The organism is Nocardiopsis sp. LDBS0036 (assembly GCF_041228755.1).
Taxonomy (GTDB): Bacteria; Actinomycetota; Actinomycetes; order Streptosporangiales; family Streptosporangiaceae; genus Nocardiopsis; species Nocardiopsis dassonvillei.
This window is the reverse complement of the sequence record NZ_CP141103.1, coordinates 1,837,029-1,857,005: the sequence shown is the minus strand read 5'-3', so window position 1 is coordinate 1,857,005 and position 19,977 is coordinate 1,837,029. Positions and strand designations below refer to the sequence as shown.

Sequence of the window (19,977 nt, the reverse complement as noted above, 5' to 3'; positions counted from 1 at the left end):
TCCTCGGTCGGTCGGCGCGCGTTCGCGGCGCCCACCTCCGATTCTTCTGGGCCGCGGTCGCGCGGACAAGCCACTTTCCGAGGTTGTGGACAACCGCGTGCGGCCCTCTCGGGAGGCGCGGCGGGGGAGGGCCGGAAGGCGGCCGGTTCCCGTCGTCGGGCCGGTTCCCGCGTTCGCCCCGCCCGGCGGCGATCCCGCCCGCGACAACGCGAACGGGCGGCCCGCCCGGCGGACCGCCCGTTCGCCCCTTCCGTCCCGCGCGCCCTGTCCCGCGTCGTCTGCCCTGGGCCGCCTTGTCCGCCCGTACGCCCCCACGGCGCGGACGCCGGGCACCGCAGCCCGTCGGTGCTCCCGCCTCGACCGGCAGCGCTCCGCGCCTCAGCGGAAGCTGGTCGCGTGCCGCGACGCCACCGCCGCGTCGTAGCGGTCCAGCACCACCCCGGCCATCTCGGGCACGTCCCCCAGCGCCTCGGACACCGCGTACGCACCCGCCTCCAGCGACCGGGCGCGCACCCGGTCGGCGAAGAACCCCGGCGCCAGCAGGTAGGTGGCCACGGCCACCCGCGACGCCCCCCGCTCGCGCAGGGCGGCCACCGCCTCCCCCGGACCGGGGGAGGCCGCGGACGCGTAGGCCGCCACGACCTCCCGCCAGGGGCCGCGTCCGGCCAGCTCGGCGGCCATCGCCGCCACGGTCGCGTTCGCCCCGGGGTCGCTGGAACCGGCCGAGGCCAGCACCAGGGCCGTGTCGGGGTCGGGGCGCACCCCCGCCTCGTCCAGGCGCCGCTCCACCGCCTCCGTCAGCAGCGGGTGCGGGCCCAGGGTGTCGGCGTAGCGCACCCGCAGCCACGGGCTGCGCCCGCGCGCGTCCGCCAGCACCTTCGGCAGGTCCACCTTGCTGTGGTAGGCCGCCGTCAGCAGCGCCGGCAGCACCACCGCCTCACCCGCCCCGCGCGCGGCCAGCTCCTCCAGCGCGTCCCGCGCGGAGGGCGCCACGTGGTCCAGGTAGGACACGCGCACGTCGAGCTCCGGCCGCAGCGCCCGCACCCGCTCGAACACCGCCGACACGGCCCGCGCCGACCTCGGGTCGGCGCTGCCGTGCGCCACCGCCAGCAGGGGCACGCCCCCGCCCCGGCCTCCGCCGCCGCGCGCACCGGTTCCGTCCGCCGTCATGGCCGTCCTCCTCCTCGCCTCCGAGCACCGCCGCCGCCCCCGGCCCCGCCCAACCCCGGCGGAGCCGCGGCCGGGCCGCACGGCCCGGCCGCCGAGGGCGCACTCACACGTGGATTCCGCACTCGGTCTTGCCCGTGCCGGACCACCGGCCGCTGCGCGGGTCCTCGCCCGGCGCCACCCGCCGCGTGCACGGCTCGCAGCCGATCGAGGGGTAGCCGTCGTACTGGAGCGGGTTCACGATGACCCCGTTCTCGGCCATGTAGGCGTCCACCTGGTCCTGGGTCCAGCGGGCGATCGGGTTGACCTTGGTCATCCGCCGGCGCCGGTCCCACTGCACGATCGGGGTGTCGCGGCGGGTCGCCGAGTCCTCCCGGCGCAGGCCGGTCAGCCACGCGGCGTAGGGCTCCAGGGCCCGCTGGAGGGGCTCCACCTTGCGCAGGTGGCAGCAGATGCCGGGGTCGCGCCCGTGCAGGCGCGGGCCCAGGGCCAGGTCCTGCTCGGCCACCGTGCGGGTGGGCTCGACGTTGATGAGGTTGATGTCGTACACGGAGGCCACGGCGTCACGCGTGCCGATGGTCTCGGGGAAGTGGTAGCCGGTGTCCAGGAAGATGACGTCGATCCCCGGCACCGTCCGGGAGACCAGGTCCACCATGAGCGCGTCGGCCATGGACGAGGTCATGCACAGCTGGTCGCCGAAGGTCTCGGCGGCCCAGGAGATGATCTCCGAGGCGGAGGCCTCCTCCAGTTCGCGCGCGGCCCGCTCGGCGAGCTCGGGACCGCCCAGGGGGGTGATGGTGGTGGAGTTCATGAGTTCCCTTCCGTCGGTCTGGAGGGGGCGCCTCCCGCGGAGAAGGACGCGGAGCGCAACCCGACGTACTTGACCCGAAACACCCGGGCACAGGACAGGCAGGCCCAGGGGTAGCCCTCTCCCTTGACGGCGGCGCCCTCCTCGGGCACGAGGTCCTCGTCGCCGCAGTAGGGGCAGTAGTGGGGCGCGGCCCTCTCGGACATGGCGCACCTCTTCCTCTCGCTCGGGTCTTCCAGGTCGTTTCGCGGCCGTGGGCCGGTCCGCACGCGGACCGGCCCCGGTGCCGCGGCCGGGCGGCCGCGGCGGTCCCGACCGCCCGGACGAACTACTTCAGGTCGGCGTCCTCGGCCCGGCCGACCCAGGAGGCGAACGACTCGCCGTCCTCCTTCTGGTCCTGGAACCGGCGCACCACCCGCTCGACGTAGTCGGGCAGCTCGTCGGCGGTGGCCTTGAGTCCGCGGATCTTCTTGCCGAAGGACTGGGTCAGCCCCATGCCGCCGCCCAGGTGGATCTGGTAGCCCTCGACCTGCTCGCCCTCGGAGTTCATGACGAGCTGGCCCTTGAGGCCGATGTCGGCGACCTGGATGCGCGCGCACGAGTTCGGGCAGCCGTTGACGTTGATGGTCAGCGGCTCCTCGAAGTCGGGCAGCCGCTTCTCCAGCTCGTCGATCAGGGTGGCCGCGCGGTCCTTGGTCTCCACGATCGCCAGCTTGCAGAACTCGATGCCGGTGCAGGCCATCGTCTGGCGGCGGAACACGCTCGGGTTGACCTGGAGCCCCTCCGTCTCCAGGGCGGAGGTGATCGAGGCGATCCGGTCCTCCTCCACGTCGAGGATGACCAGCTTCTGGTCGGCGGTGGTGCGGACGCGGTCCGAACCGTGCTCCTCGGCGATGTCGGCGACGCGCAGCAGCGCGGTGCCCGAAACCCGGCCCACCTTGGGCGCGAAGCCCACGTAGAACCTGCCGTCCTTCTGGCGGTGCACGCCCACGTGGTCGCGGCGCAGACCCGAGTCCAGTTCGACGGCGGGGCCGTCGGGCAGGGCGTAGCCCAGGTACTCCTTCTCCAGGACGTCGCGGAACTTCTCCGCGCCCCAGTCCTTGATGAGGAACTTGATCCGGGCGCGGGTGCGCAGGCGCCGGTAGCCGTAGTCGCGGAAGATCCCGCAGACCCCGGCCCACACCTCGCTCACCTGGTCCGGGCGCACGAACGTGCCCAGGCGCTGGGCGAACATCGGGTTCGTGGACAGGCCGCCGCCGACGAACAGGTCGTAGCCCGCCTCGCCCGCCTCGTTGCGCACGCCCGCGAACGCCACGTCGTTGATCTCGTGGTTGACGCAGTGCACCGTGCACCCCGACACCGAGGTCTTGAACTTGCGAGGCAGGTTGGAGTACAGCTCGCTGCCGATGTGGTCCTCGTAGATCTCGCGGATCGCGGGACCGGCGTCGATGACCTCCTCCTCGGCGACCCCGGCCAGCGGACAGCCCAGGATGACGCGCGGGGTGTCGCCGCAGGCCTCCATGGTGGACAGGCCCACCGACTCCAGCTTCTCCCAGATCGCCGGGACGTCCTCCACCCGGATCCAGTGGTACTGGACGTTCTGGCGGTCGGTGATGTCGGCGGTGTCGCGCCCGTAGTCGCGGGAGATCTCGGCGACCGCGCGCAGCTGGGCGACCGTCAGCTGCCCCCCGTCGATGCGCACCCGCAGCATGAAGTAGCGGTCGTCGAGTTCCTCGGGCTCCAGGACGGCCGTCTTGCCGCCGTCGATGCCCGGCGCGCGCTGGGTGTACAGGCCGAACCAGCGGAACCGTCCGCGCAGGTCGGCGGGGTCGATCGAGTCGAACCCGCCCTTGGAGTAGATGTTGATGATCCGATCGCGGACGTTGAGCCCGTCGTCGTTCTTCTTGTTCTCCTCGTTCTTGTTCAGCGGCTCGTGGTAGCCGAGGGCCCACTGGCCCTCACCACGGCGGCGGCGCGGCTTGGCCGCGGTCGCTGTCCTGCCGGGCTGCGCGGAAGAGGGAGGCATCGCGGGTGTCTCCGATGAGGTGTCGCGGGGTGCTCACAGCCCCGGCGTCCACACCGCACGCCCGCGTCGCCGCACATCGTCGTGCTGGCGATCGGGAGGGATCCGCGTGTGGGATAAGGAGAAGAGGCAGGGCGCCGGTGCCGCGCGCACCCCTGGGGTGCGTCAAAGGGCGGTGGGATTAACCGACGCTGCAACAGATGGCGCTGCCGACCCGCAGGAAGTCCACGTGACGGCGCACGTAGAGCATGGGGTCCAGAGCAGCGATCATGTAATGAGAATGTCACGGGCGTCGAGGCTTTGTCCAGACGGGGTCTGACCGCCCCCGAGTGAGTCACGTCACTAGGTCCGTGCGCCCGTGGCGCGGGACGGCTCCCGAGGAGCGCTAACGTTTCCTCCGTGGCGGGTTTCTGGGAGCGGCTGTGGTACGCCGTGGACGGGTGGCTGAGACGTCATGCCCGCCTGCGCAGCGGGATGCTCCTCGTCCTGCGCACGGTCCGGGCCTTCGCGCGCGACCGGGTCGTCGGGCTGGCCGCCGAGTCGGCCTTCTTCACCCTCATCTCGCTGCCCGCGCTCATGCTGGGCCTCCTGGGCGCCCTGGGCCCGCTGACCGTCGTGCTCGGCGAGGACTTCGTCGAGGAGATCCGGCTGTGGATCCTGGACCTGACCGCGCGGGTGCTGACCCCGGACACCGTGGACAGCGTGGTCGAGCCGCTCGTGGACGACTTCCTCGGGGGAGTCCCGGGCGGGGTCCTGTCGGTGACGTTCCTGGTGTCGCTGTGGTCGGGGTCGCGGGCGATGAACGTCTTCATCCGCTCGATCACGATCTCCTACGGCCTGGACGAACTGCGCGGCTGGGTGCGCCAGCGGGTCCTGGCCTTCGTCGCCTACCTGGGCGGGCTGCTGTTCGCCATCCTCCTGCTGCCGGTCCTGGTGGCAGGGCCGGACCTGGTCAACCGGTTGCTGCCCATGACCGTGGGGCGGCTCAACCTGTTCTACTGGCCGACCGTCGCCCTGCTCGCCGTCGCCGCGGTCACCCTGCTCTACGCCCTGAGCGTGCCGGTGCGCACCCCGCTGTGGCGCCACCTGCCGGGGGCGCTGCTGGCCGCACTGGTGCTGATCACGGGTTCGGTGGCGCTGCGGGTCTACCTGGACGCCTCCTTCGGCCAGGTGACCATCTACGGTTCCCTGGCCGCGCCGATCGCCATCCTGGCCTGGCTGTTCGTGATGGCGATCGCCGTGCTGGTGGGATCGTCCTTCAACGCCGAGATCGACGCGATGTGGCCCATGCCGCGCACCGCCGCCGCCCGGGCGGAGATCGCCAACCGGGACTTCGAGCGGGCCAACCGGCTCGTCCAGCGCCGGGAGAAGGCGTTCATCGACACGATCGTGGAGAGCAACGGGCACTGACCGGTTCCGGTCGGCGGTCGCGCTTCGGCGTCCGAAAAGCCCGGAAAGTCCTGTGCCGCCGGTAGTTTTGTCGTGCCGACGGGCGGGAGGCCGCGATCCCGCCGCACCCGAGCCCGGACGGCGCCGCCCGTGAGAGGCCGTCCCCCATGACCGTTCCCCCACCGGACGCCGTTCCCCCGCAGGACGAGGGCGATCAGGACTCCGTGCCCGTCACCGTCGAGACCGTGCTCGGCGGATCGAAGACCATGTTCTACGGCTCGTTCGGCCCGCCCGTACTGATGCTCACGCACACCCTGCACATGTACCTGAGGGGCGGCAGCGAGATCTACTTCGGGCTCTTCGTCATGCTGCTGTCGGCCCTGGTCCTGATGCCCCTCCTGTACATGCGCTCCCTTCCGGGGATGATCGAACGGCGGCGGCAGCCGGTGAAGTCGCCGCTGATGGAGGGCATCCTGCTCGGCACGCTGTGGGCCGCTGGCGTGGTCTACCTCGTCGTCGCGGTCGGGGACCACCTCTACGAGGTCCTTCCGTGGCCCCTGCTGGCGCTGAACCTGGTCGCCCTCGTCCCACCGGCCCTCGGCACGGAGGCCTTCGTGCGCGAACGGCGGTGGCGCTCGTGAGGGCGTCGTTCCTACTGGTCCAAGGGGCAGGGCTCGGCCTGGTGGCGTGCACCGCGATCGCCGGATGGGTGGGGACCACCGGCGACCCCGTTCCGGTGGCCGCCGGGATCTTCCTCGCCTTCCTGCTCCTCTTCCCGGTCGGGCTCTGGGCGGGTACCGATGCGGAGCTGACCTCCGGCGAGCTCCACCGGGTGCACAACACGCGGCATCCGTTCCGCACGACGCGTCTGTGGTGCTTCTTGATCGTCGGCAACGGGTTGCTCGCGCTGTTCTTGATCCTCTCCAACGCCGTGTGGACACTGGTGCCGTTGTTGCTGGTGGCCTGTACGGCGGGCGTGCTCTCCCTCTCCGCCGGCAGACGCGAACGCCAACAGCTGCGTGAGGCGCTCGCCCGGCCCGAACTCACCGGTCCCAAGGTCATCGGTATCCGGAGCCCGGAGCAGGTGCCGCCGGGCTGGAGCCCGGTGCTGGTCCACCGCATCGACCGCGGGATGTTCGACATGCTCGTCGACTACCGGATCCTCGTGGACGGCGACCGGGTCGGCACGCTCGGCCCCGGCCAGACCCTCGTGCTCGGCCTCCCTCCGGGCCCGCACAGCGTCCAGGGCGGCCTCGGCAGACTCACCAACACCCCCGTCCCCTTCACGGTGGAACCCGACGCCGCGGTCCACTTCACGGTCGAACCGGCCAGTCCGGACCGCCGGGCCAACGCCGACCGGCGCTTGCGCCCCGGCGAGTACTTCCGCCTCGTCCGGGTTCCGCCCCGGTGAGGCCCTGAGCTGCTACGCGTGCGACCGGTGGGAACCAGGTGGCCAGATCCGGCCATTTTCGGTGTGAACTAAATATCTTCCCCAGGTGTCCACTCCATGGTGACGGCGATGCCCACGGCACCAGCCGCATCCCATGTTCGGGTGAGTCTCCAGGTCACGGAGGGGAGGGCGGGACAACTGTCCCAGGTGCACCGGTCCGTGCGCGCGGCGTCGACGCATGGCCGGAATAGGCGTGACGAGCGACGATCAGTATGATCGCGTGCAGCACTGACTACGCGTGCGTCGGCACCGTCTCCAGGTAGTCCCCGACCGCGAACCACCGTCATCGCTGACCTAGGTCCCCGTACCCCCGTACACGAACAGGTCCACGTTCCCCATGCCTTCGGAGGCACCATGAGCCGGGAGTCCCGCCCGGGGCAGTCCCGGCCCACCGCCGTCATCGTCATCGCACCCGACGAACGCAGCGCCGAGATCGTCGTCGAGGGGCGCCGCCAGGTCGTCACGGGCCAGGCGCCCAAGGAGACGCGGCGCGCCGCGCTGGACGTCGCCACCGGCTACGCCGCCAGGATCGGTCAACCGGTCCTCATCGACGCCCGCGACGCCAACGGCTACTGGCGTCTGGTCGCCACGCCCACGGGCGTGGTGCAGGCGGCCGACCAGGTCCTGCCCGGCCGCGAGCCGACGCCGCCGCCTCCTCCCGCCCCGGCCGACCCTCCCGCCAGAGGTGCCGGGACCGGCCCCCAGCCAGGTGTCCGGCCCGAGGCCAAGGAGAGGAAGAAGGGCGGCCGGGCCCTCGTCATCGTGGGCGCCGCCGTGCTCGCCCTGGTGCTGCTCGCCGGTGCGGGCGCCGCCGCCTGGCGCTTCCTGCCCGGCCTCGGCGGGGGACCCGGGGACGACGTCGCCACGGACCTGACCACCCTCAACCACCCCGCGCCGCCCCACTTCTCCACGACCGTCGACTTCAGCGCGCAGGTCGCCCCGGGCAGCCAGCCTGGGGTCAGCCGCCAGGGCGACCTGCTCGCCTACGTCGACCCCGAGCAGCGGCTCAACCTGCTCGACGCCGACGGTGAGCGACTGTGGTCGGTCGACCTGCCCGTGGAGGTCGGCGAGGTGCTCGGAGCGCCCTGGTTCGTGGAGTACGGCGGCGAGAAGGCCGTCGTCATGGAGACCGCCCAGACCCTGTGGTTCTGGTCCACGGAGGACGGCGATTCCGTCGGAGTCGACCTGCCCGAAGCCGCCTTCGTCCAGTACGTGGGCACATCCGCTCTCATTCGCACCGAGACCGAGGCCTTCGTCCCGGTCGGCGGCGAACTGCGGCAGGTCGACTTCCCCGAGGGATCGGCGCCCATGCTGGCCGAGGGGGAGGACGTTCTCGCCGCCGTGGTCAACGGACCCTGGACCTGGGTCAGTCCCGAGGGCAACCCCGTGGCGGTCAATCCCCAGCGGCCGGATGACGCGGGCGAGATGGAGGCCGTTCTCACCGCCCTGCGCGAGTACGTCGTCATCCGCTGGGAGCCCCTGCGGGGCGAGGGCACGGTCCTGGCCTTCCACGACACCCAGGATGGAAGCGTCATCGGCAGCGCCCAGGTCGATCCCGCCGACTTGGAGGAAGTGCGCCACCGCTCGGAGGCCGTGGGTACCCAGTTGGTCGCCTACGGGCCTGCGGTGATGAACCCCGAGAACGGTCGGACCGCGGTCGTTCCGGGCTTCCAACCCGGCATCGCGGTCGGCCCCCTCGTCTTCGGCCAGATCGACGGAGCCCCAGTGGCCGTCGACGCCGAGGGCAGGGTCGAGGAGGCTCCCGCGGACTCCGTCCCGCCCATCGGCCTGCTCGGAGAGCGGGCCGTCGTGGTCCACGAGGACCACCTCTATGCCATCCCCTCTGAATAGATCAGTACACGAGAAGAGAAAGGAGTGGGATGACCCCCAAGAAGCGCGTTTTCACCGTGACCGCGGCTGGCCTGTTCATGGCCGGTTTCTCCGCGGGTCCGGCGTTCGCTGACACCCTGGACGCGACCGCGGCTGAGGCGGCCCCCCAGGCCGCCGAGAACACGGTCATCAACCTCGCTGCTGAGGATGTCGCTCCGGCCGTTGAGCCCCAGCCTCTGGACCTCGACGTGCCCGTCTTCCCCGGCTTGCCCGGTGACGGCGGTGACCCCGGCACCGGTGACCCTGGCGACCCGGGTGACCCCGGTCCGGGTGACCCCGGTGACCCGGGCGATCCTGGCCCCGGTGACCCCGGTGACCCCGGTGACCCCGGTCCGGGTGACCCGGGCGATCCTGGTCCTGGCGACCCGGGTGACCCCGGTCCCGGTGACCCCGACCCGGGTGACCCCGGTGACCCCGACCCGGGTGACCCCGGTGACCCCGGTGACCCGGGCGACCCCGACCCGGGTGACCCCGGCGACCCTGGTGACCCTGGTGACCCGGGCGACCCCGACCCGGGTGACCCGGGCGACGACGGCAACCCTCCCGGTGACGGCGGGACGCCCCCTGGTGACGGCGACGACGACGGCAACGGCGGCGGCGACGAGATCCAGGCCCCCGGTACCACCGCCCCCGGTGGTAGCGCCCCCGAGGCCGCCGCTCCGGTGAGCGAGGGCAACGGCGACGGCGACGACGACGGTGACGAGACCCTCGCCACCACCGGCGTCGACATGCAGGGCTTCGTGCTCGGCGGCGCCGTGGTGACGGGCATCGGCGCTCTGGCCCTGTGGGCCGGGGCCCGCCGTCCGGCTCCGATCGCCTAACGGCATCACCCCGCCGCACGGTCCCTGGACCGCGTGGCGACGAGGGCCCCCGACCGTCGGGTCGGGGGCCCTCTCACGTGCGCGGGAGGAGAACCGCGCGGTCCCGGCGGGGGCGGCGCGACGGTCCTTCGGACCTCACACGCGCGGACGCAGGGCGAAGGCGAGCAGGAAGGCGCCCACACCGGCACCCGCGATCACCCACAGCGCGTTCCCCAGGCTGGAGGAGTCGGCGAGGAAGCCCACCAGCGGCGGGAAGGCCAGGAAGCCCGCGCGGCCCAGCCACCCGACGACGGTGATCCCGTCCCCGGTGCGCACGCCCGGCACGTTCCCCGCCGCCGCCAGGGTCAGCGGGAAGAGCGTGGACACGCCCAGTCCCATCACCCCGAAGCCGATGACCGTGGCCACCGGGTTCGGTACCAGCAGGGCGAACGCGATTCCGCCGCCCGCCAGCAGACCGCACGCGCGTCCCACGGCGGCAGCGCCGAACCGGTCGGTCACCCGGTCGCCGGCCAGGCGACCCAGCGTCATCATCGCCTGGCAGGCCACGAACGGCATCGCCGCCAGGAACAGGGACGCCTCCAGTTCCGAGGTCATGTACACCGCGCCCCAGGTGGCGGCGGAGTCCTCGATGCCTCCGGCGAACATCAGCAGCACGCTCAGCACCAGCAGGAGCAGCACGGCCCGTCCGGGCACGCGCAGGCGTCGCCCGCTCCCGGCGTCCGTGCCGTCCTCGCGCTCGCTGCTCTCCGGGCCGGGCAGCAGCATCCGGCTCACCGCCAGGTTCACGCACACCAGCACCGCGGCCACGCCGCCCAGGTGCCACAGGATGGGCACGCCGGTACCGGCCATGGCCGCGCCCAGGAGGCCTCCGGCCACCGCGGCCATGCTCCACAGCGCGTGGAAGGTGTTGATGATGCTGCGTCTGTAGCGCCGCTGGACGCGCAGGCCGTGTGAGTTCTGCGCCGAGTCGGTCCAGGCGTCCGCGCTGCCCAGCACGAACAGCGCCGCCGCCAGCATCCACCAGTTCTGCGCCAGCGCGATGAATGGGAGCGCTCCCAAAGAGATGAGGCTGGTCCCCACCGCCGTCCGGCCGCTGCCGAACCAGTGGATCAGCGGGCCCGCCAGCATGCCGGTCAGGATCGCGCCGGTCGGCATCGCCGCGATCGCCAGGCCCAGTTCCGTGTTGCTCAGCCCCAGCTGGGCCTTGAGCACCGGCAGCCACGGGACGGCGTTGGTGTAGGTGAAGCCGTTGACGAAGAAGAGGGTGGAGACCGCGACTCTGGCCCTGCGGGCCTCCGGCGGAGGGGACTCGGTTCTGGTCTGGACGTTCACGGCGGCTCCCGGGACGGCTTTCGGTGCGTGCAGATGCTATCGAGTCCGGTCATCGGATGGCAGGCCTTTTCCATGGCCCCGGACAGGTTCGTCCCCGGGACGGTCCCGTTCCACCGCTCGTGCGGGACGGCCCCCCTCCCGGAGCCGTCGTCCACGGTGGGACCGCCCCGGCGGGTCCCGCCGGACCCTTCTTGCCTTCGGATGGAAGAGGAAGTCAAATAGAGGTCCTGCTCCGTCACCGGACAGACCCCTGACCGCCCCCGACAGGACCCGCGTCCCACACGTCCCGCCCCCGACACGACCCGCCTCCACTCCGCCCGAGATCCTCCGCCCCGGCCCCCGTCCGCCACCCTCCCCGGGTGCCCGACCCGAGCCCCCGCCCAGCGGCCCGCTCCCGCGCAGGGCGTCCAGTCCGCTGTCCGCCGCCTCCCCCACGCCGGGAACCGTGTCCGCACGGCCCGGACGGAACCGGAAGAGCCCATGATCAACACGAGCGCGCTGCGAGAGAAGCCCACACTCACCGGGAGGAGCGTACGCCTGACGCCCCTGGCGGCCGAGCACACCGACGCCTACTTCGCCGCCAGCCTCGACGAGGAGGTCCGCAGACTCACCGGCACCCACCGGCGCATCACCTACGCGCAGGCCAAGGAGTGGTGCGAGAGCCGCGCGGACCGCACCGACCGCCTGGACCTGGCCATCATCGCGCCCAAGGACGGGCGCTACCTGGGCGAGCTGTCGCTCTACGCCGTCGCGCCCGACAACGAGAGCGCCGGGTACCGCATCGCCCTGTCCGCGATCGAGTTCACCGGCCGGGGCCTGGGCAGGGAGGCCACCCAGCTCGTGCTGGAGTACGCCTTCGAGCACATCGGCCTGCACCGCGTCTGGCTGTACGTCTACGCCTTCAACATGAGGGCGATCGCCGTCTACCGCTCCTGCGGCTTCGCAGTGGAGGGGCGCATGCGCGACTCCCTGCTGTGGGACGGGCGCCGCTACGACGCGCTGCTGATGGCCGTGTTCCGGAACGGCTTCCGCCGCACCTGAGGGACGGTTTTGCTCGGGTGCGGGGTTGGAACCGCCGTGTCGGGGGGTATCTGGGTACCACTTTCCAGCGGCTCATCCACACAGCCGAGAGGAGCGGTACCGGGGCCCGGTCCCCGGCGCCGGTGAGGCCATGAACCCAGTACCCGTTTCACTGCCCTTCGCCGACCGGTCGGAGGCGGGGCGCCGACTCGCGGAGCGGGTGCGCCCCTTCGCGGTCGACGAACCCCTCGTGCTGGCCCTGCCCCGCGGGGGCGTGCCGGTCGGCGCGGAACTCGCCCTGCGGCTGGGCGCCGACTTCGACGTGCTCATGGTTCGCAAGATCGGTCTGCCGGGACACCCCGAGATGGGGGTCGGCGCCGTCGCCGAGGACGGGCGCGTCCTCTACGACGACCGCGCCCTGGCCCGGCTGCACGTGCCCCGCCAGGCCCTGTCCGACACCGTCGCCGCCGAACGCGACGAACTCGACCGCAGGCGCCGCGTCTACCGGGGAGAGCGCCCGCCCCCGCGGATCGCCGGGCGCGACTGCGTGGTCGTGGACGACGGCGTCGCCACCGGGGGCACCGCCCGCGCCGCGCTGCGCATGGTCCGCCAGGCCGGTCCGGCGCGACTGGTCCTGGCGGTGCCGGTCGCCTCGCCGGAGGCGGTCGCGCTGCTGCGGGAGGAGGCCGACGCCCTGGTGGTGCTCAGCGCGCCGGACAACTTCCGCGCGGTGGGGGAGTGGTACCGCGACTTCGGCCAGCTCTCCGACGACCACGTCACCGCCATCCTCGCCGAGAACGCGCACACCCGGCCGCGGTCGGGCCGGACACGGCGCGTGCGGGTGCCCGCGGGAGGGGTCCACCTCGACGGCGACCTCACCGTGCCCGCCGAGACGCGCGGCGCGGTGGTGATGGCCGCGGGGGAGGGGCGCGCGGACGAGCGGTGGCGGTCGGTCGCCTCGGTCCTGCAGCAGGCCGGGTACGCCACCCTCCTCATGGACCTGCTGACCGAGCGGGAAAGCCCGCCCGGCTCCTCCGACACCGCTCCCGACGCCGCCTCCGGTGTCGGCGCCGACGAACTCGGCGAGCGGTTGGGCGCCGCGGCCGCCTGGTTGCGCCGGACATCGGAGACCGCGGAAGAGCCCCTGGGCGTGCTGGCCTCGGGCGACGCCGCGGCCTCGGCCCTGGTCGCCGCGGCCCGGTACCCGCGGGACGTGGCCGCGGTGGTGGCGCACGGAGGGAGGATCGACGTGGCCGAGGCGAGCCTGCCGGACGTGCGGGCGTCGGTCCTGGTGCTGCTGGAGGGGGACGACTCCTTCCTGCGCGAGCTCGGCGAGTGGACGCGCGCCCGGATCGGCGGTTCCACGGACCTGCGGGTGGTGTCGGGGGCCGAGCGGCTGCTCCGCGACTCCCGCGAGTGGCGCCGTGTGGCGGCCGAGGCCCTGGACTGGTTCGACCGGCACCTGGGGGCGGGTCGAAGCTGAGGCGCCGGCGGGCCGGACACGGCCGTCCCATGGGCGGGAGCGGTGCCTTTCACCGGAGACGGGAGAACACCGGGCATGAGAAAACCCGCGGCGCCCTCGACGTTGTTCGTCGGGGCGCCGCGGGTTGTTCGGGGGCCGGGGCCACCGGGGGAGATCCGCCTGCGGGAATTTCCGGACTACGCGGCGTTCGCGCGGCGCATGCGGCGACGGCGCTCGGAGGCGCGCTCGTCCTCGTTCAGCCCGCCCCAGGTGCCGTACTTCTCCGGACGCGAGATCGCATAGTCCAGGCAGTCGTTTCGAACCGGGCAGGCCGCACAGATCTCCTTGGCCTTGCGCTCACGGATCTCCCGCTCCGGCTGGCGTTCGCCGTCCGGACCGAAGAAGAGCACAAGGTCCTCGCCCCGGCACGCGGCGGCATCCTGCCACCCCCAGTGCGGGCGGGGGCGCAGCGCGGCCTGCCGACGTACCTGAGACATGCTTGAACCACCTCTACTGAAATCACTAGTAAGCTGTCGGAAAAAGCTTCAGTCACCAAAATTGGTCATGCGGCGCGAGTCACCCCGCACGACGCAAACGCCGAGCGGTGCGAGTGATGTTCCCCGGTGTGGCTGAGACCACGAGAAGCACAGGTACTGCGGCACCGATCCGCCGAGCGGCGGAGTGCTCTCACGCGAACGGCTGCGGAGGCGGTGACGGCCTCCGTCCGAGCCGGTACGTAATCATGCCATCCCTCGTCCCGATCATGCACGGGGGGTAGGGAAATTACTCGCACAACCGTTACCGAAACCAGATGACAACTGACCGGTGTGCGGTCTTTTGTCTGAGTTTGTTGTGCATCGCAAGATCTGGGGCCTTGCGAAGGACACAGCACATCGTATGGTGCGATGTCCCTCCTGCCTAGGGGGTCCTCCTGATGTGCGGGTCACATTGCGGTCTGCGCGGAGTTCCCGGTTCGGGCCTGACCGTATGTCCTCACCCTCCGTCGATGCCGGTGAGGAGGGTGAGCGGTCCCTCCCGCGTCCGTTTCCGGGCGTCCTCCCTCGCGTCCCGTGCCCCTACCCCGTCGGTCCGCGAACCCCACACGACACGCCGTTCCGCGGCTCCCGCGTCAACCCCTCCCGCGTGCCTGAAGGCCGCCCCTAGGGGAAGTACCAGGGTGGGGCGCCCGAACGGGTCGTGGTGCGCGGACGTCCCAGACGGTAGAAACAACGGACACGGCCGCTCCGCGGCCGCGTGTCCCCGTAGCGGGACACCAACACGAGGGAGGACGAGAACACCGTGGGCCTCTTGCGGTTCATCCTGAACGTCATCTGGATCTTCGTCGCTGGGTTCTGGCTGGCCGTCGGCTACGTCTTCGCGGGCGTCATCTGCTGCATCCTCATCGTCACGATCCCCTTCGGCGTCGCCTCGTTCCGCATGGCCAGGTACGCGATCTGGCCCTTCGGGCGCGATCTCGTGCGCAGGCCCGGCGCGGGCGGGGGCAGCACCTTCCTCAACGTCATCTGGGTGATCGTCGCCGGTTGGTGGCTGGCCCTCGGCCACATCGCCACCGCGATCGGCCTCGCCGTCACTATCATCGGTATCCCCATGGCCTGGGCCTCGCTGAAGATGATCCCCGTGGCCCTCGCGCCCTTCGGCAACGAGATCGTCGAGAGCGGCCACCCGCGGGAACCCTGGCAGTTCTGACAGCGTTGACCTCCCACCGGGCCCGTGGGAAACACGGGCCCCGCCCGTTCGCCCCCCGCGAGACCACCCCCATGCGGCCGTCGGTCCCCCGACCTCCACCGCGCAACGTCCAGAGAATGGAGTCCATGTGCAAGCCCAGCGGCCGGGAGTGTGGGCGCTCCTGAACAAGTGGCTCTCCGCACGCAGAGCCCGCGCCGAGCGCCTCGCCAGGCTGGAGGCGGAGAACGAGCGCTCCCGTGCCGAGCCCCAGGCCGCGGACGAGGGGCCGACCGAGCAGCACCAGGGAGACGACAACCTCCTGCGGTCCATCAGCGACGTGGCCTGGCGGGTACTGCTCATCGGCGTGGTGGCGGGCCTGCTCGTCTACGTGCTCGTCTACCTGTCGGTCGTCACGCTGCCGGTGATCCTGGCGGTGTTCCTCACCGCCCTGCTCATGCCGATCGCCAACGGGCTGCGCCGCAAGGGGCTGGGCAGGGGGCTGTCGACCACCATCGCCCTGCTGGTCGGACTCATCGTCTTCAGCGGCGTGATCTCGCTGATCGTCACGCCCGCGATCCAGGGCTTCGGTCCGCTGGTGGACAGCGTCACCAGCGCGATCACCGAACTCCAGAACATCCGGCTGCCCTTCGTCGACCCGGCCCTGTTCACCGACATGATCGACGACGCCTGGATGCAGATCCAGGGCATGATCACCGAGAACCAGGACCAGCTGCTCAGCGGCGCCTGGACCGCCACCTCGGCGGTGATCTCGGTCCTGGTCGGCATCGTCCTGATCATCGCCCTGACCGTGTACTTCGTGCACTCGGGCGACCAGCTCATGGACTGGCTGGTCACCCTGCTGCCGTCCCGCTCGCGCCCGGGCATGCGCCACGCGGGCGACGTCGCCTACGGAGTCATGGGGCGCTACGTGCGCGGCGTGGCCGCGGTCGGCTTCTTCGACGCCGTCGGCATCGGGATCTTCCTGGTCTTCCTGATCGACATCAACCTGGCCATCCCGCTGATCGTGCTGACCTTCGTCGGGGCCTTCCTGCCGATCATCGGCGCCTTCGTCACCGGCCTGCTCGCCGCCCTGGTGGCCTTCGTGACCGAGGGCTGGGTCATCGCGCTGGTCGTGGTCGGCGCCGTGCTCCTGGTGCAGCAGCTGGAGAGCAACGTCTTCGCGCCGCGCATCTACGGCGCCTCGCTCGACCTGCCCTCGCCGGTCGTGCTCATCGGGATCTCCGTCGGCGCGGTCGTCGGCGGCATCCCCGGCATGTTCCTGTCCACTCCGGTGGTCGCCGTGCTGGCCGCGCTGCTGCGCAACCGCCCGCCCTCCAGCGGTGACGACTCCGGCGGGGAGGACGCGGACGTGGCCGAGGTCAGAGCGGACACCGTCGTGGTCAGGGCCGACCAGGGGGCCGGCCAGGACGCCTCCGGCGGAGCCACCCCGGTCGATCCCCCCGAACAGAAGTAGGTCCGGGGGCGGCGCCGCCACGTCCGCGCCGCCCCCGGGAATGCCCGGCGCCCCCGCCCCGTTGACCGGGCGGGGGCGCCCGCGTTCCGGTCACATCCTCGCGCCGCCCCCTGCCGGTGCCGTTAGTCTGGGTCGGTAGGCCCCGAGCCGCCCCTCCCGCCGCCGCGCGAGGGAGATCATGTCTCCCCGCGGCGCACACGCGTGCCCGGCCGCCCCGACCAGCCACACCGGTCGCACCCGAACGTCCCACCACCCCGTAGGAAGCCCCACCATGCTGATCGCCACCGACCTCGAACTGCGCGTCGGTCCTCGACTCCTGTTGGAGCCGACCACCTTCCGCGTCGCCGCCGGGGACCGGATCGGACTGGTCGGCCGCAACGGTGCGGGCAAGACCACCATGACCAAGGTGCTGGCGGGCGAGGGCCTGCCCACCGGCGGCACGGTCACCTCCTCCGGCAGCATCGGCTACCTGCCCCAGGACCCGCGCACCGGCGACCTGGACGTGATCGCCAGGGACCGGATCCTGTCGGCGCGCGGCATCGACGAGGCCCTGCGCGGGATGCGCGAGGCCGAGAAGAAGATGGCCAGCACCGACACCAAGACCCGTAACAAGGGCGTGCGCGCCTACTCGCGCTGGGAGGAGCGGCTGCACGTGCTGGGCGGCTACTCCGCCGAGTCCGAGGCCGCCGCCATCTCCTCCAGCCTGGGTCTGCCGGACAAGGTGCTCGGCCAGCCGCTGCACACGCTCTCGGGCGGTCAGCGCCGCCGGATCGAGCTGGCGCGCATCCTGTTCAGCGGGGCCGACACCCTGCTCCTGGACGAGCCCACCAACCACCTGGACGCCGACTCCATCGCCTGGCTGCGCGACTTCCTCAAGTCCCACCAGGGCGGGCTCATCGTGATCAGCCACGACGTGGAACTGGTCGAGCACGTGGTGAACAAGGTGTTCTACCTCGACGCCAACCGCAGCGTCATCGACGTCTACAACATGGGCTGGAAGCTGTACCTGGAGCAGCGCGAGGCCGACGAGCGCCGCCGCAGGCGCGAGCTGGCCAACGCCGAGAAGCAGGCCGACACCCTGCGCAAGCAGGCCGACCGCTTCCGGGCCAAGGCGTCCAAGGCGCGCGCCGCGCAGCAGATGCTCAACCGGGCCGACCGCCTCCTGGACGGCGTGCAGGGCGTGCGCAAGTCCGACAAGGTGGCCAAGCTGCGCTTCCCCGACCCGGCGCCCAGCGGCCGCACGCCGCTCATGGCCGAGGGCCTGTCCAAGTCCTACGGGTCCCTGGAGATCTTCGCCGGGGTGGACCTGGCCATCGACCGGGGCAGCCGCGTGGTGATCCTGGGCCTCAACGGCGCGGGCAAGACCACCCTGCTGCGCCTGCTCGGCGGTGTCGAGACACCCGACACGGGCCGGGTCGTGCCCGGTCACGGGCTCAAGCTCGGCTACTACGCCCAGGAGCACGAGACCCTGGACGTGGACCGGTCCGTGCTGGAGAACATGATGAGCGCGGCCCCGGACCTGCCGGAGGTCGAGGCGCGGCGCACGCTGGGCTCGTTCCTGTTCACCGGCGACGACGTGGACAAGCCCGCGGGCGTGCTCTCCGGCGGTGAGAAGACCCGGCTGGCGCTGGCCACGCTGGTGGTCTCCAGCGCCAACGTGCTGCTGCTGGACGAGCCCACCAACAACCTCGACCCGGCCAGCCGCGAGGAGATCCTGGCGGCGCTGCGCAACTACAAGGGCGCGATCGTGCTCGTCACCCACGACGAGGGCGCGGTCGAGGCCCTCCAGCCCGAGCGGGTCATCCTCCTGCCCGACGGCGTCGAGGACGTGTGGAACGCCGAGTTCGAGGACCTCATCGCGCTGGCCTGACGCCGCCCGCGGCGGACGCGGGGTGTGGGGGAGGTGGACGCCCGGCGGGCCCGGGAGGTTCACCTCCCCTCTTTTCGGTCAGTGTTCGCCCCGTGCCGAAAACGGCGTTCTCGGCGGGGCACCCGCGTGGTGTGGCGGTCCGCGGGCCCGATACCGGATCATGAGGGTGTCCCACGACGGGTGATCCGACGACTCTGAGGAGTGAGTGAGTGAACGACGCGCCGATCAAGCGCCCACGGCTGGCGGGGGAGGACCGTTCCGCGCTCGCCGCCCAGCTCAAGAGCCGCTACGACGCGGGGGAGAGCATCCGCATGCTGGCGGCGGCCACCGGACGGTCCTACGGTTTCGTCCACCGGCTCCTGAGTGAGGCCGGGGTGGAACTGCGCGGTCGCGGAGGCCCCACGCGCAAGGCGTGAGGCGTCGCGGCCCGGCCCGCTGGCCGCCCTGTGTTACCGATGGGTAATATCCGGGGGTGACCCCGAACACGACGGAGGAACCCATGGCACAGGCGACGAACGGGTCCGGACCGGCGCCCACCGAGGAGGAGCTCTCCCGGGCCAGGCTCAGGCTGGTGGTGCGGGGGCCGGTCGCCCACGTCACCATCAGCCGCCCCGACCGCCGCAACGCGATGACCGGGCGCACCTGGACCACGCTGGCCCGCATCGGCCAGACCCTCCCCGAGGACGTCCGAATCGTCGTCATCGACGGGGACGGCGACATCTTCTCCGCCGGGATCGACCTCGGCATGTTCAGCCCCGAGGGCGTCGACGGCGAGCGCTCCATGGTCGCGGGCCTGGCCGACGGCACCGCCTCCGACGCCGAGGTGCGGGACTACATCGCCGGCCTGCAGGAGGGCTTCCTCTGGCTGCGCCGCCCCGACCTGGTCACCGTCGCCGCCGTGCGCGGCCACGCCATCGGCGCGGGCTTCCAGCTGGCCCTGTCCTGCGACCTGCGCATCCTGGCCGACGACGCCCAGCTGTGCATGAAGGAGCCCGCCCTGGGGCTGGTCCCCGACCTCACCGGCACCAAGCCCCTGGTCGACATCGTCGGCGTCAACCGCGCGATCGAGATCTGCCTGACCGCCCGCCGCGTGGGCGCCCAGGAGGCGCGTGACCTCGGCCTGGCCGAGCTCGTGGTCCCCGCGGACGAACTCTCCGCCGCGGTGGACGACGTCGTGGCCGCCCTGCTCGCCACCGACCGCGCGGCCGCCACCGCCACCAAGGCCCTGCTCCAGCAGGCCGCGGGCAACACCCTCCAGCGGCAGGCCGAGGCCGAGCGCGCGGCGCAGGCCGCCCGGCTCGCCGCCCTGGCCCGGGCCTCGGTCGACGGATCCCGCTAGCGCTCCGCCTCCCGTCCTCCTGCCCCGGACCAGGGGCGACGCCGCGTACCCGGCGGTCGCGCGAAGATGTGGACGGGAGGGGGAGACCCTTGTCACCGGTCGAAAACCCCCACCCGGTCCCCGTCGTGGGAGGATCTCTAGTACTCTTCTACGAGCGGTCGTGACATGCCGCGCGCATCCGAGCGCGCCGAGGCCGCGCAAGACGCGGAGAGCGTGCCGACCCGGTCGGCGCCACTCTTGACCCGA

At 72.1% G+C, this 19,977-nt stretch carries 19 protein-coding genes; 12 read left to right on the top strand and 7 right to left on the bottom strand.

The window, feature by feature from the left end; genetic code table 11:
* Positions 1 to 378: 378 nt before the first annotated feature.
* The 5 genes from UIS43_RS07735 to UIS43_RS07715 form a co-directional block, all read right to left on the bottom strand.
* Positions 379 to 1,170 carry a sirohydrochlorin chelatase gene (locus UIS43_RS07735; protein WP_013153836.1) on the bottom strand — a complete coding sequence of 264 codons (792 nt, stop codon included), beginning with the start codon at positions 1,168 to 1,170 and terminating at the stop codon, positions 379 to 381.
* A 103-nt stretch (positions 1,171 to 1,273) separates the two neighbouring features.
* A complete protein-coding gene (locus UIS43_RS07730; RefSeq protein WP_013153835.1) occupies positions 1,274 to 1,978 on the bottom strand; it encodes a phosphoadenylyl-sulfate reductase in 705 nt (234 codons plus the stop codon).
* Positions 1,975 to 2,181 carry a hypothetical protein gene (locus UIS43_RS07725; protein ID WP_013153834.1) on the bottom strand — a complete coding sequence of 69 codons (207 nt, stop codon included), beginning with the start codon at positions 2,179 to 2,181 and terminating at the stop codon, positions 1,975 to 1,977. Before UIS43_RS07725 ends, UIS43_RS07730 begins: the two co-directional genes overlap by 4 nt.
* Positions 2,182 to 2,303: 122 nt before the next feature.
* A complete protein-coding gene (locus UIS43_RS07720) occupies positions 2,304 to 4,001 on the bottom strand; it encodes a nitrite/sulfite reductase (RefSeq protein WP_013153833.1) in 1,698 nt (565 codons plus the stop codon).
* Between the two features lie 178 nt (positions 4,002 to 4,179).
* Positions 4,180 to 4,269, bottom strand: a complete 90-nt coding sequence (locus UIS43_RS07715) for a putative leader peptide (protein WP_017564358.1) — start codon at positions 4,267 to 4,269, stop codon at positions 4,180 to 4,182.
* A 128-nt stretch (positions 4,270 to 4,397) separates the two neighbouring features.
* On the opposite strand from UIS43_RS07715, the gene UIS43_RS07710 reads away from it, so the two are divergent.
* The 5 genes from UIS43_RS07710 (at position 4,398) to UIS43_RS07690 (ending at position 9,548) form a co-directional block, all read left to right on the top strand.
* Entirely contained in the window at positions 4,398 to 5,408 is a 1,011-nt protein-coding gene (locus tag UIS43_RS07710) for a YihY/virulence factor BrkB family protein (RefSeq protein ID WP_013153832.1), read from the top strand.
* Between the two features lie 146 nt (positions 5,409 to 5,554).
* On the top strand, positions 5,555 to 6,028 hold the full coding sequence (locus UIS43_RS07705; RefSeq protein ID WP_013153831.1) for a hypothetical protein: 474 nt from the start codon (positions 5,555 to 5,557) through the stop codon (positions 6,026 to 6,028).
* Positions 6,025 to 6,798 carry a hypothetical protein gene (locus UIS43_RS07700; protein WP_232238482.1) on the top strand — a complete coding sequence of 258 codons (774 nt, stop codon included), beginning with the start codon at positions 6,025 to 6,027 and terminating at the stop codon, positions 6,796 to 6,798. Before UIS43_RS07705 ends, UIS43_RS07700 begins: the two co-directional genes overlap by 4 nt.
* Positions 6,799 to 7,191: 393 nt before the next feature.
* Positions 7,192 to 8,688: a hypothetical protein gene (locus tag UIS43_RS07695; protein WP_370012907.1), complete on the top strand. Its 1,497-nt coding sequence runs from the start codon at positions 7,192 to 7,194 to the stop codon at positions 8,686 to 8,688.
* A 29-nt stretch (positions 8,689 to 8,717) separates the two neighbouring features.
* The gene (locus tag UIS43_RS07690) at positions 8,718 to 9,548 is read left to right on the top strand and encodes a hypothetical protein (RefSeq protein ID WP_370012906.1); all 831 of its coding nucleotides are present in this window, start codon (positions 8,718 to 8,720) and stop codon (positions 9,546 to 9,548) included.
* Positions 9,549 to 9,683: 135 nt separating this feature from the next.
* Here UIS43_RS07690 and UIS43_RS07685 read toward each other — a convergent pair whose 3' ends face one another.
* A complete protein-coding gene (locus tag UIS43_RS07685; protein ID WP_013153827.1) occupies positions 9,684 to 10,880 on the bottom strand; it encodes an MFS transporter in 1,197 nt (398 codons plus the stop codon).
* 480 nt (positions 10,881 to 11,360) lie between these two features.
* On the opposite strand from UIS43_RS07685, the gene UIS43_RS07680 reads away from it, so the two are divergent.
* On the top strand, positions 11,361 to 11,921 hold the full coding sequence (locus UIS43_RS07680; RefSeq protein ID WP_013153826.1) for a GNAT family N-acetyltransferase: 561 nt from the start codon (positions 11,361 to 11,363) through the stop codon (positions 11,919 to 11,921).
* 130 nt (positions 11,922 to 12,051) lie between these two features.
* Positions 12,052 to 13,383: a phosphoribosyltransferase family protein gene (locus tag UIS43_RS07675; protein ID WP_370012905.1), complete on the top strand. Its 1,332-nt coding sequence runs from the start codon at positions 12,052 to 12,054 to the stop codon at positions 13,381 to 13,383.
* Between the two features lie 176 nt (positions 13,384 to 13,559).
* Here the strand turns inward: UIS43_RS07675 and UIS43_RS07670 are convergent, their stop codons facing one another.
* Positions 13,560 to 13,859 carry a WhiB family transcriptional regulator gene (locus UIS43_RS07670; protein WP_013153824.1) on the bottom strand — a complete coding sequence of 100 codons (300 nt, stop codon included), beginning with the start codon at positions 13,857 to 13,859 and terminating at the stop codon, positions 13,560 to 13,562.
* Between the two features lie 802 nt (positions 13,860 to 14,661).
* Here UIS43_RS07670 and UIS43_RS07665 point away from each other — a divergent pair.
* The 5 genes from UIS43_RS07665 (at position 14,662) to UIS43_RS07645 (ending at position 19,731) form a co-directional block, all read left to right on the top strand.
* Positions 14,662 to 15,069 carry a YccF domain-containing protein gene (locus UIS43_RS07665; RefSeq protein ID WP_013153823.1) on the top strand — a complete coding sequence of 136 codons (408 nt, stop codon included), beginning with the start codon at positions 14,662 to 14,664 and terminating at the stop codon, positions 15,067 to 15,069.
* Positions 15,070 to 15,217: 148 nt separating this feature from the next.
* Entirely contained in the window at positions 15,218 to 16,522 is a 1,305-nt protein-coding gene (locus tag UIS43_RS07660) for an AI-2E family transporter (protein WP_370013235.1), read from the top strand.
* 271 nt (positions 16,523 to 16,793) lie between these two features.
* Positions 16,794 to 18,392, top strand: a complete 1,599-nt coding sequence (locus UIS43_RS07655; RefSeq protein WP_013153821.1) for an ABC-F family ATP-binding cassette domain-containing protein — start codon at positions 16,794 to 16,796, stop codon at positions 18,390 to 18,392.
* Positions 18,393 to 18,601: 209 nt separating this feature from the next.
* Positions 18,602 to 18,808: a helix-turn-helix domain-containing protein gene (locus UIS43_RS07650; RefSeq protein ID WP_013153820.1), complete on the top strand. Its 207-nt coding sequence runs from the start codon at positions 18,602 to 18,604 to the stop codon at positions 18,806 to 18,808.
* An 83-nt stretch (positions 18,809 to 18,891) separates the two neighbouring features.
* Complete coding sequence (locus tag UIS43_RS07645) at positions 18,892 to 19,731, top strand: enoyl-CoA hydratase/isomerase family protein (protein ID WP_013153819.1); 840 nt, start codon at positions 18,892 to 18,894, stop codon at positions 19,729 to 19,731.
* Positions 19,732 to 19,977 lie beyond the last annotated feature (246 nt).

Coding starts and splice junctions, on each gene's coding strand:
- UIS43_RS07720 (WP_013153833.1), bottom strand. CDS start 4,001: ATGCCTCCCTCTTCCGCGCAGCCCGGCAGGACAGCGACCGCGGCCAAG.
- UIS43_RS07695 (WP_370012907.1), top strand. CDS start 7,192: ATGAGCCGGGAGTCCCGCCCGGGGCAGTCCCGGCCCACCGCCGTCATC.
- UIS43_RS07670 (WP_013153824.1), bottom strand. CDS start 13,859: ATGTCTCAGGTACGTCGGCAGGCCGCGCTGCGCCCCCGCCCGCACTGG.
- UIS43_RS07655 (WP_013153821.1), top strand. CDS start 16,794: ATGCTGATCGCCACCGACCTCGAACTGCGCGTCGGTCCTCGACTCCTG.
- UIS43_RS07675 (WP_370012905.1), top strand. CDS start 12,052: ATGAACCCAGTACCCGTTTCACTGCCCTTCGCCGACCGGTCGGAGGCG.
- UIS43_RS07725 (WP_013153834.1), bottom strand. CDS start 2,181: ATGTCCGAGAGGGCCGCGCCCCACTACTGCCCCTACTGCGGCGACGAG.
- UIS43_RS07715 (WP_017564358.1), bottom strand. CDS start 4,269: ATGATCGCTGCTCTGGACCCCATGCTCTACGTGCGCCGTCACGTGGAC.
- UIS43_RS07705 (WP_013153831.1), top strand. CDS start 5,555: ATGACCGTTCCCCCACCGGACGCCGTTCCCCCGCAGGACGAGGGCGAT.
- UIS43_RS07730 (WP_013153835.1), bottom strand. CDS start 1,978: ATGAACTCCACCACCATCACCCCCCTGGGCGGTCCCGAGCTCGCCGAG.
- UIS43_RS07690 (WP_370012906.1), top strand. CDS start 8,718: ATGACCCCCAAGAAGCGCGTTTTCACCGTGACCGCGGCTGGCCTGTTC.
- UIS43_RS07645 (WP_013153819.1), top strand. CDS start 18,892: ATGGCACAGGCGACGAACGGGTCCGGACCGGCGCCCACCGAGGAGGAG.
- UIS43_RS07680 (WP_013153826.1), top strand. CDS start 11,361: ATGATCAACACGAGCGCGCTGCGAGAGAAGCCCACACTCACCGGGAGG.
- UIS43_RS07735 (WP_013153836.1), bottom strand. CDS start 1,170: ATGACGGCGGACGGAACCGGTGCGCGCGGCGGCGGAGGCCGGGGCGGG.